Source organism: Streptomyces sp. sk2.1, from assembly GCF_008120935.1.
Classification (GTDB): domain Bacteria; phylum Actinomycetota; class Actinomycetes; order Streptomycetales; family Streptomycetaceae; genus Streptomyces.
Genome location: NZ_RDBO01000104.1, coordinates 1 through 13,507 on the forward strand (window position 1 = coordinate 1; position 13,507 = coordinate 13,507).

The window sequence follows — 13,507 nt, forward strand, 5'->3', positions numbered from 1 at the left end:
CGCCGACCSGGTCGGCGGGGACGTGCTGTCGGTTGAGGATGTCCTGTACATCGACGTGCTCTCCAGCGATGATCGTCTCGGCCGCATGCGGGGTGAGCAGTGCGACGTGCTGATAGCCGAACAGCGTCGGCCGGATGCGGGTGAGCAGCTTCGACGCCCCGCCGAGGACCGCGGGGAGCGGCCCGCCGCCGAGCAGCGCCCAGAACGGGGCCCCGGTGGACGTGACGTCGAGGACGTCGTAGCCCGCCTCCCGGACCGTGCGGCGCAGGCTGGACCGGGTGAAGAAGCGCAGATGCGTTTCGTCGAGGATGCCGCGCCGGTCGTAGCCGAAGACTCCGAACGCGACCCGCAGCCGTGAGTACCAGTGGCTGAAGTTCGGCACGGAGAGCAGCACGTGGCCGCCGGGCCGCAGCACCTCGACGATCTCGGCGAGCACCCGGTCGGGGCGGGAGAGGTGCTCGATGACGTCCCCGGCGACCACGTAGTCGTAGCCGGTGCCGATCTCCAGCGGCAGCCCCTCCTCCAGGTCTGCGAGGTGGAAGTGGGTGCACTTGTCGCGCACGCCGGGGACCTCGACGTAGTCCACGCCGGTCACCTCGTGGCCGAGCGCTTCGAGGCGCTGGGCGAACAGGCCGCCGGAGCAGCCGAGGTCGAGGACCCGGCCGGGCGGCAGGCCGCGCATCCGGTCCAGGATGACGGCGTGCGAGGAGCCGTCGCCCTCCTTGAACGCGTACTCGACGGGCTTGGGGATCCAGCCGCAGGTGCCGAATCCCTTGACGGCGAGCCGGTATTCGAGGACGTCCTTGACGACGTCCTTCGCGTATTTCATGCCGTTGACGTAGCAGATCTCGTCGCCGTAGTACGTGGGGACCGGGATCTCCTTGATCCGCATTCCCGCGTCGAGCAGCTGGACGATGATCTGGGTGTCGAAGTCGAACGCGTCGGTGTTCCGGTGGATCGGCAGCTTCTTGAGTGCCGCGACGCTGTAGGCGCGGTATCCGGAGTGGAATTCGGTGAGCCGCGATCCGAGGAGGGTGTTCTCCACCCGGGTGAGAATACGGTTGCCGAGCCATTTGTACATCGGCATGCCGCCCTTGAGGGCCGATCCGGATTTCATCATGCGTGATCCGAAGACCGCGTCGCATTCGCCGCGTTCGATCGGGGCGACCATGTCGGGCAGGAATTCGGGGGCGTACTGCCCGTCGCCGTGCAGCAGCACGACGATGTCGAGTCCGTGCTCGGCGGCCAGGGCGTATCCGGCCTTCTGGTTCCCGCCGTACCCGAGGTTCTTGGTGTGCCGCATCACCACGGTGCGCGGCATTCCCTCCGACTGCGACCAGCGGCAGCCCGCGGTGAAGGTCGCGTCGTGGCTCGCGTCGTCGAGGATGAGGATCTCGTCGACCTTGGCCCGGAAGTCCTCCGGAATGCGGTCGAGGGTCTTCTCCAGTGTCGTCTCGGCGTTGTACGCGACCACCAGGATGCCGATCCTGGGACTCGGGCTTTCCTTCACGGGGTGCTCTCCTGTTGTGCTCGGTACTCGGTGTGCGGGGTGGGGCTCGGGCACTCGGGGGCGGTCAGTTGACGACGGAGTCGGCGGGTCGCGCGGTGCGGGGGGCCGTGACCGGGACCCGCCCGTCAGGGTTTTCCGGAGGCGTGCCGGGCGGCCCGGCGAGGATCTTGCGGATGCCGACGGCGAGGCAGGCGGCGAGGAGGACCCAGCCGGCCTCACCGAGGTGCAGCACCGTTTCGCTCCAGCGCACGGCGGAGCGGCCCTGGTAGCCGAGGACCGCGGTCAGGCCGAGCAGGCAGCCGTACGCGGCGCCCTCCCAGAAGCCGATGACGAACAGTCCGGCCGCCGCCCAGGTCAGGTACTGGAGGGCGGAGGCGGTGGAGAGCAGCAGCAGGAGGCCCATCGTGACGGCGACGACGGCGGGCAGTCGCGCGGGCCGCAGCAGGGCGAGCCAGGCCCCGGCCGCCATGCAGGCCAGCACGAAGAGGAAGTGGCCGTCGCCCTCGATGTAGGCGATGGCGGGCTCCGGCAGGCCGAACAGTTCGGCGAACCTGACGAGTCCCCAGAGGCGGTGGCCGCCGCCCGCGTACTCCAGGACGTTCTCCCGGAGGTTCTGCGGCACGGTCATCAGGACCGGCCCCCAGACCAGGGCGGTCAGGGCGGCGAAGCCCGCGCAGAAGCGGACGAGGGCGGGCCGGCCGGCCCGCAGCGCGACGAGGAACAGCGCCGGGAGCACCACCACCGGGATGAACTTGACGCTGATCGAGAGCGCGGCGGCCACCCCGGCGGCCAGCGGGGCCTTCCGGTCCACGAGGAGATGGGCGGCGGCCAGGGCGAAGGTGATGGCGACCGCGTCGGTGTTGCCGTGGTAGCCGGAGGTGGCGATGAGGACGGGGCTGACGGCCACGCCGATGCCGCAGGCGAGGGCCGTGCCGACGGAACGGCGGCGGCGCACGATCTCGAACACGAGAAGTGCGCAGAAGAAATCGGCGATCGACGCGGGCGATCTGATCAGCGTTCCGAAGGGGATACCGAGTTCTTCGAGTTCGTTCAGTCCCAGGAGCAGCCAGCCGGCCAATGGCGGGTGGTTGTACACGGGCAGTCCGGGCAGCGGCTGTTCGTAAATCCGAATGGGCCCGTGGCGCATGATCGCCTTTGCGAAACCGTGGAAGATCCGTACGTCCGCCGGACCCGGCAGGTTCGCCGCGATCAGCATTCGGGTGAGGAGACCCGCGGCCGCGACGACGAGCACGGCCGTCCTCGCACGTCGTACGTCCCAGGTTTCGCATCGCATTCGGATACCCATGAAAACAGAACGTAGCAACAAGAGGACGCGGAGCGACGCATCCATGACCGCGCCCGTACGGGCCGTTGCTTGAATGCTCCGTTTTTCCGCCCGGACATCCGGACCCGCCGATCACTCGAACGGTCCAGAGCCCGTCGGGCGGAATTCGGCCGTCACAGCATTCGGTCGACCACTTTCGCCGCCGCTTTTCCGTCGTCGAGGTCGCAAAAGTCCCGGCGGAACGCCTCGTACGCCCGTGCGTGTCCCGCGGTGGCCCGCGCCGGGTCGCGCAGGGCCTCGATCAGTTCGGCGGAACCGGCGATGAACGGGCCGGGTGCGCGGGCCTCGAAGTCGAAGCAGAAGCCTCGCCGGGTGTCGCGGTGGTGCGCCGGGTCGTGGGCGTGGAAGAGCATCGGACGGCCGGTGGGGGCGAAGTCGAACATCAGCGAGGAGTGGTCGGTGACCAGGACGTCGCTGATCAGCATCAGCTCGGCGACGTCGCCGTAGCGCGAGACGTCCCGGACGAAGCCGCTGCCGCTGTCCGGGAGGCGGCCGCCGGCCAGGGGGTGACGGCACACCAGCAGGACCGTGTCGGCGCCCAGTTCGCGTTCGGCGGCGGCCAGGTCGAGCCGCAGGTCCAGGGTGTGGCGGCCGTCGCGCCGGGCCGGCGCGTACAGCACGACCCGCCCGTCCGCGGGGAGTCCGAGCCGTTCCCGCACCGCGGCGGCGACCTTGGTCCGGTCGGCGGCGCGGAGCAGGTCGTTGCGCGGGGAACCGCACTCCAGGATCTCGCCCCGGTAGCCGAACGAGCGTCGCAGGACGGGGGTGGAGAAGCTGTTCGGGGAGACGAGGAGGCTCCACTGCCGGGCGCGCCGCTCGATGGCGGCGGGGCGGCCGGGGTCGGCCCGTCCGGTGTCCGCGGGGTCCGGGTCGATGCGTTCGAGGGGGGTGCCGTGCCAGGTCTGGACGACGTACTGGCCCTCGCGCCGCTCGAACCACTCCGGCAGCCGGGTGTTGGTGACGACGTACCGGCTGCGGGCCAGGGCCTCGTGCCAGGCGGTCGAGCCGTGTTCCACGGTCGCGGCGCCGGCGGGGACGCGGGCCTGCTGGTCGCGGACCACCCAGAGGTGCTCCGCCTCGACGCCCCGGCGGACGATCTCCTCGTGGACCGCGCGCGGCGAGTCGGAGTACTGGCGGCCGTCGAAGCTGCTGTACAGCACGGTTTCGCGCAGCGGCGCGGTGCGCATGGTCCGGTACGCCCCGCGCAGCAGCCGCCGGCCGCGCGGTCCGCGTTCCCGGGCGGTCAGCATCGGGGCGCTGTCGATCAGCAGCTGGTCGTGGCAGCGCCGTTCGACGCGGTACTCCCGGCCCGTGAGGGTGCGGGCGGCGGGCAGGGTGCGGTGGGCGGCGGCCGGGATGCGCAGCGGGGTGTCGCGGCCGGTGCGCACGTCGCCCACCGGATGCCGTTCGCGCAGGAGGAGGTGCCAGCGGCCCTGGCCCAGGGGCAGTTTCCCGCCGGGGCCGTCGACGGCGTCCGGCCGGAGCTCGGCCCTGAAGCGGCGGGCCCCGGCGTCCCCGGAGAGGGTCAGCGGGAAGACGGCCTCCTCGTCGTGCCCGTCGTGCCGGGCGATCAGCTCGACGGGCCGCCCCGCGAGGGCCGGGTAGGTACCCTCCAGCAGGAGCCGGCCGTCCCGGGTCCAGGTCACCAGGTCGACGGCGGGCTGCACGGTGCGGTCGCCGATCAGCAGATCGCCGCGGGAGCCCGCGGTGAGGCCCAGCTCGCGCCGCCCGTCCGCGCCCGCACCCCCGTTCGCGTCCAGCGGGTAGCGGCCCGGCGGCACGGGGCCCGGTACGTCGATCGGTGTCCGGCGCCCGTCGGGGCCGACCAGGCGCAGTTCGTACGACAGTTGCGCGTGCGGCTCCCCCGCCTCCTCGCTCTCCCCCGTGCCCGGCCGGGCGGCGGCGAAGGCGTCGAGCGGGACGTCGGCGGTGAACCGCCGCCAGCCCGCCACCGAGGGCGCGGCCCCCTCGTGCACCGTCACCGGGCAGTCGAAGGAGGTGCCCGAGGGCCGATGGGTGAGCGCGAGGCGCAACGGCCCGCGGCCGAGCCGGTCGCGGATCATTCCGTCGATGACCACGGTGGCGGTCCCGTCGCCCGCGTCGCCCGCGCGGTGCGTCTCGAAGCGGGCGTCGATCCGCTCGGCGTGCAGCACCAGCCCGCCGTCGTCGTCGAGGTCGGGCACGATCCGGTGGTCGCCGTCCGGGCGGTGCACGGACGGCGGGGCGGTCTCCTCGTCGGCCGAGAGGGCGGACCGGCGCAGCACGCCGTGCCCGGCGATGCCGATCTCCAGCCGCCAGGTGAGCCGTTCGGGGCCGTCCACCGCGTCGATGCGGAGCCCGGCCGGGTCGACGACGGTCTCGAAGCCGGACCGGTCGTAGTCGTGCAGGCTCTGCCGGGACCGGGCGGTGGCCTCGGGCTCGTCGATCGTGCGCAGCCGCAGCCGCAGCGGCACCGCGCGGCGCCGTCCCGCGCGCAGCCAGCCGGCCCGGAACTCGCCGCCGCGCGGCCCGGCGGGCAGGTTCCGGACGTACGCGTACCCCTTGAGGTGCAGCCGGCCGCCCTGCCAGTGGGCGGCCCGCAGCCGGGCGGTGAGCGGCAGGTCCCGTTCGTCGATCCGCAGCACCGAGCGCGGCACCGGCCCGGTGAGGACCGGGTAGGAGGCGGTGCGGCGGCGCAGGCCCCGTACCGCGAACGCGCCCGGTTCGGCCCGGTCGAGGGCGAGCAGGTCCAGCAGTTCACCGGTGCGCCGTTCGCGCGCGAGGTGCCACATCAGCCGCAGCCGCAGCGGCAGCCCGTCCAGGACGGCCGGGTCCACCTGGTCGGTGAACTCGTTGGCGTACGTGAGGAAGGCGCGCCGGTACTCCTCGTCGCCGTGGGGCAGCGCCGCCATGAAGTGCCAGAGGTCGTCGGCGAGCACGTGTGCCTCGTAGCGGCGCTTGTCGGCGGCGCCGCGGTGCTCGTCGAGGAAGGCGCAGACCCCCAGCACGTGCGAGACCCGGTCCTGGACGCCGCGGACGGCGGCGCGCCGGGTGGTGTCCGGGCCCGGCCGTTCGCGCCGGTGGTAGACGGGGTCCTCGATGACGTCGACGGAGCGGGCCAGGAAGTGGGCGGGCAGGACGACCGGGATGTCCTCGTGGAGGGTGCCGACCGGGAAGGCGAAGGCGTGCTCGTCCCAGAAGGACCTGCGGAAGACCTTGTTGCAGGCGAGCCGGTCCGCGACCAGGTCCCAGTCCCGGGAGATGTGGGTGCGCAGCCGGGTCGTCGCCATGGGTCCGCGGTGGTCGGGCGACTGCTGGAGCCGGCCGTCGGCCCGCAGCCGCAGCACGTTGCCGGACGCGAGGTCCGAGCCGGTCTCCTCCAGGGCGCCGACGAGGAGTTCGTACGCGCGGGGCGGGAGCACGTCGTCGCCGTCGGCGAAGGCGAGGTGGCGGGTGCCCGGGTCGCAGTTGCGGACCCCGGTGTTGCGGGCGTGCCCCGACCCGCCGTTCTCCTGGCCCACCAGCCGGAACCGGCCGTCCCGTCCGGCGAATTCGGCGGCCAGGGCCGCGCTGTCGTCGGTGGACCCGTCGTCGACCATCACCACCTCCAGGTCGGTCATGGTCTGCTCCGCGAGGGACTTCAGGCAGTCCGTCAGATGGAGCTCCACGTTGTGGACGGGTACGACGACGCTGAGCCGTGGCGACATGGTGAGCACGTCCGTTCATCGGATGCCTGGCTGTCCGTACGGCTCAACCCCGTGGACCGCCGGGGGTCACCGGTCGCGCTCTCTCCCGAACGGGTGAGATCGGCCGCTCCGCGGTTGCCGCCCCCGGGGCCCGGCGAACCGCCGGCGGACCGGGGGCGGGGCTCCTCGCCGGGGACCTACTCCTCGTCGCTCAGGAACAGCCGGCGCACCACGCGTTCGGCCGCGTGCCCGTCGTCGTACGGGCAGAAACGTTCCCGGAAAGCGGTCCGCAGCCGGTCCGTGCGCGGCGAGCACCACTCGCCGCTCCTGAAGAGCTCCACCAGTTCGTCCTCGGTGGTGGCGACGGCGCCGGGGGTGTCGCCGGGGCGCCCCGAGAGCAGGTCGAAGTAGGTGCCGCGGGAGGCCCGGTAGGCGTCCCAGTCCGGGACGTGGCCGACGATCGGGCGGTCCAGGCAGGCGTAGTCGAACATCAGCGACGAGTAGTCGGTGATCAACGCGTCGGATGCCAGGCAGAGTTCCTCGACGGACGGATGGTCCGTCACGTCGATCACCCCGGTGCCGGACGGCCGGGCCGGGCGGTCGTGGGAGTGGTGCGCGCGGACCAGTACCACGTAGCGCGGGCCGAGTGCGCGGGCCACGCGTTCCGGGTCGAGGTGGGGGACGAAGCCCCTGCGGCGGTCGAGGTGGGGGACGAGGCCCCTGTGGTGGTCGCGGCGGGCGGGCGCGTACAGGAGCACGGTCCGGCCCCGGGGGATGCCGAGTTCCCACCGGATCTCCTCGGTCCGTTCCGGGCCGGCGGTGAAGAAGACGTCGTTGCGCGGGTAGCCGAGGTTCAGGTGCTCGTACCCGGCCGGGTAGACCCGGTCCCAGATCTCGGTGGTGTGCGGGTTGGCGGAGAGCGAGAAGTCCCACTGGTCGGCGTGGGCGACGATCCGCTCGGAGCCGGCGTCGCCGGTGCGGGCCGGATAGCCGCGCCGGTCCAGTCCCATGGTCTTCAGCGGGGTGCCGCGGTGGGTCTGGAGGTAGCGCTGGCCGGGGCGTTTGGTGAAGCCGCCGGGGAAGCCGGAGTTGTTGATCAGGTACGTGGCGGTGGCCATGATCCGCCAGTAGGCGAGGGAGCCCTCGACGACGTACGGGGTGCCGGGCGGCAGCCGGTCCAGGTACCGGGAGGAGACGGTCCAGACGCCCTGGACGTGCGGGGCCAGTTCGAGGGCCTTGGCGTGGATCGCGGCCGGGTTGCAGGCGACGCCCCGGTTCCAGTGGGCCCCGTACACCGCGAGGTTCGGGTCCAGGGGGCGGAGCAGGTCGGTGCGGTAGACGGCGCGGGTGAAGCCGGTCCCGAGCGCCGTCCCGCAGCGGCCCAGGGCGGTCCGGGCGCGGTCGTGGGCGGCCCGGGCGGCCCGGCGGGCGCGGTGGGCCGGGTAGCTGCCGGGCAGTGCGGCGGCACGGTGGAAGGCGGCGCGGTCCTCGGGGGCGATCCGGCCGGGGTCGTCGAGGACGGCGCGCAGGTGGCGGTCGCGCGCCGCCCGGACGCGCGGGTCGTCGCCGGTCTCGGCGAGCAGCCGGGCGTACGCGTCGAGGATCGCGAAGTGGTGGCGTCCCGGTGTGGTGGCAGGGGTGCCGGAGCGGCGGACGCGGTGGCGGACGCAGGTACGGTCGAGGGAGTCGAGCGTGCCGGCGTCGGCCGCCAGCAGGGCGGCCCGGTGGATGGGGAGCACGTCCGCGTAGGGGCCGTCGGTGAAGTGGAGGCCGTGCCCGGTCCAGAAGGCCCGGCGGACGAGGCACGGGACGGCGGTGGAGAACCCCTCGATCGCGGGGGCCGGGGCGGACCCGGTGCCGTCGTCGGACACACCCACCGGCGGCACGGCGACCGGGGGCATGACGACCGGGGCCGGGACGAGGACGGCCGGGGCGGGGTCCGGAACCGGTACGAGGACGGCGGGGACCGGTTCCGGTACGAGGACGGCGGGAGCCGGTTCCGGGACCGGGGCGGGAACGGCCGGTTCCGGGACCGCCGGGGCGGGCACCGGGGCCGACACCTCGCCCCACCAGTCGACGCGGTCGTGGCCCAGGAGCAGCACGTCCGGTTCGTCCGTGGCCAGCCGGCCGGCGACCGCCTCCAGGGCGCCCGGCAGCAGCAGGCCGTCGCCGTCGAGGAAGAGCAGGTACCGGCCGCACGCCGCGGCGGCCCCGGCGTTGCACGCCGGTCCCGCGCCGCGGTGCTCCGGAAGGGTGATCACCCTGACGCGCGGATCGCGCCGCGCGAACTCGGCGGCGATGTCGGCACTGCCGTCCCGGGACCCGTCGTCGACGACGAGGAGCTCCGGTTCACCGGGGAGCTGGTCGAGGACGGATTCCAGGGTCGCCCTGAGGTAGCCCTGAACGCGGTGGACGGGCACGACAACACTGAGAAGCATGGCAGCCGAGCGTAATCGCGCCGTCACCTCACGGGCTCCGAGTCAAATCCCGTGTTCACCCGTTCGGGGCAGTGTCGGTGACCCGGGGCGTCCGCCCCTGTTGTCCGTGCATGAAGCCGCGCCTCAGTGTCGTCGTCCCGGTCCACAACGTCGAGGACCGTCTGGAGGACTGCCTGCGCTCGGTGGCCGAGCAGTCGGTCACCGACATCGAGGTGGTCCTCGTGGACGACGGCTCGACGGACGGCAGCGCGGTCGTCGCCGAGATGTTCGCCGCCCGCGACCGCCGCTTCCGCTGCGTCCGCGGCCCCGGCTCGGGGCCGGGCGCGGCCCGCAACACGGGCGTGCGGCACACCACCCCGGGCGTGCCGTACCTGGCCTTCGTGGACGGCGACGACGTCGTCGTGCACGACGCCTATCGGAGGATGCTGGCCTCGCTGGAGTCCACCGGCTCCGACTTCGCGACCGGCAACGTGTGGCGGCTGGGCGAGCAGGGGCGGCAGCAGGCCCGGCAGTACCGCTGGCTGACCGGCAGCCGGCCCCGTACCCACATCGGCCGCGATCCGCGGCTGCTCGCCGACCGGGCCGCCTGGAACAAGGTGTTCCGGCGCTCCTTCTGGGACCGGCACGCCTTCGCCTTCCCGGAGGGAAGACTCTACGAGGACGGCCCGGTGACGATCCCGGCGCACTACCTGGCCGGCGCCGTGGACGTCCTGCACGAGCACGTCTACTACCGGCGGGTGCGGGAGGGAGCGATCGCCCGGCGGCGCACCGACGTGCGGGGCGTGCGGGACCGGATCGCGGCGTGCGAGCAGGTCAGCGCGTTCCTCGCGGGCCGGGGCGGAGTGGCGAACGCCGGGGCGCGGCGCCGTTACGACCTCTCCTGTCTGCGCGACGACTTCGTGTACTTCCTGGAGGGGCTCGCGGTGGGCGGGCCCGCGTACCGGAGGGCGTTCATGCGGGACGCGGGGGCGTTCCTGGACCGGATGGAGCGGATGGACGGGGCGGGCCGCGCGGACCGGGCCGTGGCGCACGAGCTGCCGGTGGAGCTGCGGCTGAAGTGGCAGCTCGTGAAGGAGCGCCGCCTCCCGGAGCTGCTGGAGGTGCTCGCCTTCGAACGGGTCAACGGCGCCGGGACGTTCATGGTCACGGGTGTGCCGGGGCGGCGGCAGGCCGGTTTCCCGGGCCTCCCGGACACCGCCCGCCCCGCCCGCGCCGACCTGCCGGCCGTGGCCCGGCTGACCCGGGCGCGGTGGGGCGAGGACGGGCGGCTGCGGCTGCGCGGCTACGCGTACATCCGCAATCTGCCGGCCCCGTCCGCGCGGCAGTCGCTGCGGGTGGGCATGGTGCGCGCCACCCGCGGCCAGCAGCTGCGGACGGTGCCGCTGCGCGGGGTGCCCGCGCCGGAGGCGACCGTCGACTCCGGTCAGCGGCTGCACGGTTACGACCACGCCGGCTTCGAGATGACGCTCGACCCGCGCCGGCTGCGGCCCGGCGGCTGGCTGGTGGGGGTGATGGTGGCCGCGCACGGCACGGCCCGCCGGGTGGCCGTGCGCGCCGCGGAGGCGGGAGCCGTCCAGCCGCTCGTCCACGACCTGGGCGAGGGGCGCCGGGCGGTGCTCGACTACCGGGACGGGCGGCTGCGGCTGACCCTGGCGCAGTTGCCGGCCCGGTGCGAGGCACGGCGTTTCGGCAAGACGCTCGAACTGACCGGCAGGCTGTACGGAAACGTTCTGCCGAAGGCCCTGGTGCTGTTCTGCGAGGGGGTGGCGGACCAGGAGTTCGGCCACCCCGTCGAGTGCCGGGCGGACGGCCGTTTCACGGTGCGGATCCCGCTCGCCGACCTCGCGGGGATGGCGGCCGCCCCGTCGTCCCCGCACCGGGCGCCGCGCGAGGTCGAGGCGGAGCCCTGCGGGCGGTGGCGGGCGCGGCTGGTGCTGGCCGACGGTTCGCGGGTGCCCCTCGCGGCGGCCCCGGAGACGGCGCCGCCGGTCGTGGCGGACGCGGCGGGCGAACTGGTGCTGGACCTGAGCGGGCAGCCGTTCGTGGACGGGGCGGCGTGGACGGCCGAGGGCGCGCTGCGGATGGAGGGGGTGACCGGCGCGGGGGCGGAGACCTGGCCGGACCGGGCCCCGGCCCATCTGCTGCTGCGGCACGAGACGCTGCGCGAGACGGTGACGGTCCCGGTCACGCACGACGTGCGGTGCGCCGGGGCGCCGAAGGGCGCGGACGAGGGCGCGTGCCGGGAGGAGCACGAGGAGGCGTACGGGGGGCGGCGGTTCACCGCGTTCCTCGCGCCGTCGGTGACCGCCGGGCTGCACGAGGGCCTCTGGGACGCGTATCTGGGCGGCCGTCCGGTCCGGGTGCTGACCGCGCTCGCCGGCCGGCTGCCGCTCCCCCGCACGGGCCGGTTCACCTCGGCCCCCGTGCCCGACCGGGAGTTCGCCCTGGACCGCCGGTTCGGCGACCGGCTGGCCGTACGGGCCGGTTCGGTGCTCGCGCCCGCCGAACGCGGCGTGTACCACCGGGCCGGGCTGCGCGGCACGTACTACCCGGCGCGGCGCGCGATGCCGCTGCGGGACGCGGTCCTCTACCTGGGCGGCGACTCCCCGCGCGCCGTGCACGCCGAACTCCTGCGCCGGGGCGTGGAGGCGGAGCACCTCTGGGTCACCGACGGGCTCCACGGCCACGTCCCGTCCACCGCCCTCCCCGTCGTCGAGCACAGCGCCGCCTGGTACGAGGCGCTGGCCCGGTCCCGCCGGATCGTCACCGACGACCAGCTGCCCGAGTGGTTCGAACGGCGGCCCGGCCAGACCGTCGTGCAGACCTGGCACGGCGCCCCGCTCGGCCGGTTCGGCGCGGACCTGCTGGGCACCCTGTACGCCGACCACCACGAACTCGCCACGCTGCCCCGCCGGTCGGCCCAGTGGTCCGTCCTGGTCTCCCCCAGCAGCCACTCCACCCCGCTGCTGCGCCGCGCGCTCGGCTACGACGGCGAGGTCCTGGAGGCCGGCTCCCCCGCCAACGACCTGCTCTTCTCGGCCGATCGCGGCAAGACCGCGGAGCGGGTGCGGCGCCGGCTCGGCATCCCGGACGGCCGCCGGGTGGTGCTGTACGCGCCGACCTACCGCGACCAGCTGGTCCATCCGCCGGCCGACGGCGAGCGGCCCCGCTACCGCTGGGCCCCGACGCTCGACCCGGCCGCGCTGGCCCGCGCGGCCGGCGGCGGCCACACGGTGCTGGTGCGCCGCCATCCGCGGGTGACCGGGAGCGTGCCGGAGCGGCCGGGGCTGCGAGACGTGTCGGGGCATCCGGACGCCACGGAGCTGCTGCTGATCGCCGACGTGCTGGTCACGGACTACGCGGGCCTGATGTTCGACTTCGCCCACACGGGCCGCCCGATGGTCTTCCACACCCACGACCTGGCCCATTACCGCGACACGGTGCGCGGTTTCTGCCTGGACTTCGAGGGCCGGGCGCCGGGGCCGCTGCTCGCCGATGAGCACCGGATCGCCGCGCTCCTGCGCGACACGGGCACCCTGACCGCGGCGGCGTCCCGGCACGCGGCGGCGTACGAGAGTTTCCGCCGGGACTTCTGCGACCTGGACGACGGCGGGGCGGCCGGCCGGGTCGCGGACCGGCTGCTGGCCGAGGGCTGAGGCCCGGGGGGGCTCGCGGACCGGAACCGGGGCCCGGTCCCGGAAACGGCGGAACGCCCCGTCGAAGGCCCGCCGGAACGCCCGGCCGAGCAGCCCGTCGAAGGCCCCGTCGAGCGGCCCGCCGAGCGCCCCGTCAGCTCCTGAGCGCGGCGACGGCGGCCGTGGCCAGGTCGTCGAGGTACCCCGCGGGCAGCGGGGCGCGCACGACGGCCAGCCGCCAGTAGAGCGGGCCGACGATCAGGTCCAGCGCCCGGTCCGGGTCGCTGTCCGCGGGCAGTTCGCCGCGGGCCACCGCGTCCCGTACGACCACGGCGGCGATGCCCTGCTGCGGGTCGAGCAGGGCGGCCTTGATCGTGTCGGAGATCTCCGGGTTGCGGGCCGCCTCGACCAGCAGGTCCGGGATGACCTGCGAGGCGACCGGGTGGCGCAGGGCGTAGGCGGCGAGTTCGAGCACGGCGCGGACGTCCCCGTGCAGCGAACCGGTGGCCGGGGCCGGCATGCCCCGGACGGCGACGGCGGAGACCAGGTCGAGGACCAGGGCCAGCTTGGACTTCCAGCGGCGGTACACGGCGGTCTTGCCGACCCCCGCGCGCCGGGCGATGCCCTCCATCGACATCCGGGCGAAGCCCACCGCGGCCAGTTCCTCGAAGACGGCGTTGCGGATCGCGTCGGTGACGTCCTCGCGCAGCACGGCGGCTCCCGCGGGGGCGCGGCGACGGGTTCCGGGGTCGGTGGTCATGGCCGAAGCATAGTCCGTGACGACGGAACGGTTGCGTTGCGACGTACACACGTCCTAACCTCGGCGTTGCGACGATACGGTCCCGTTCCGTCGTTCTTCGCGTTTCCCGCCCCCGTCGAAAGCGATCGCGGTGAGCCAGACAGCAGCCCCACCC

The 13,507-nt window shown here is 74.2% G+C and carries 6 protein-coding genes; 1 reads left to right on the top strand and 5 read right to left on the bottom strand.

Annotation, left to right across the window (positions count from 1 at the left end):
* The 4 genes from EAO76_RS40755 to EAO76_RS40770 form a co-directional block, all read right to left on the bottom strand.
* A partial coding sequence (locus EAO76_RS40755) for a bifunctional glycosyltransferase/class I SAM-dependent methyltransferase (RefSeq protein WP_148841289.1) occupies positions 1-1,510 on the bottom strand: 1,510 nt, incomplete at its 3' end.
* A gap of 64 nt (positions 1,511-1,574) precedes the next feature.
* Complete coding sequence (locus EAO76_RS40760) at positions 1,575-2,804, bottom strand: hypothetical protein (protein WP_262376172.1); 1,230 nt, start codon at positions 2,802-2,804, stop codon at positions 1,575-1,577.
* A gap of 164 nt (positions 2,805-2,968) precedes the next feature.
* Complete coding sequence (locus EAO76_RS40765) at positions 2,969-6,541, bottom strand: CDP-glycerol glycerophosphotransferase family protein (protein ID WP_187439000.1); 3,573 nt, start codon at positions 6,539-6,541, stop codon at positions 2,969-2,971.
* A gap of 176 nt (positions 6,542-6,717) precedes the next feature.
* Positions 6,718-8,958: a bifunctional glycosyltransferase family 2 protein/CDP-glycerol:glycerophosphate glycerophosphotransferase gene (locus EAO76_RS40770; protein ID WP_262376173.1), complete on the bottom strand. Its 2,241-nt coding sequence runs from the start codon at positions 8,956-8,958 to the stop codon at positions 6,718-6,720.
* 110 nt (positions 8,959-9,068) lie between these two features.
* On the opposite strand from EAO76_RS40770, the gene EAO76_RS40780 reads away from it, so the two are divergent.
* Complete coding sequence (locus tag EAO76_RS40780) at positions 9,069-12,614, top strand: CDP-glycerol glycerophosphotransferase family protein (RefSeq protein ID WP_148841291.1); 3,546 nt, start codon at positions 9,069-9,071, stop codon at positions 12,612-12,614.
* Positions 12,615-12,747: 133 nt separating this feature from the next.
* Here the strand turns inward: EAO76_RS40780 and EAO76_RS40785 are convergent, their stop codons facing one another.
* Complete coding sequence (locus tag EAO76_RS40785; protein WP_148841292.1) at positions 12,748-13,353, bottom strand: TetR/AcrR family transcriptional regulator; 606 nt, start codon at positions 13,351-13,353, stop codon at positions 12,748-12,750.
* Between the last annotated feature and the right edge of the window lie 154 nt (positions 13,354-13,507).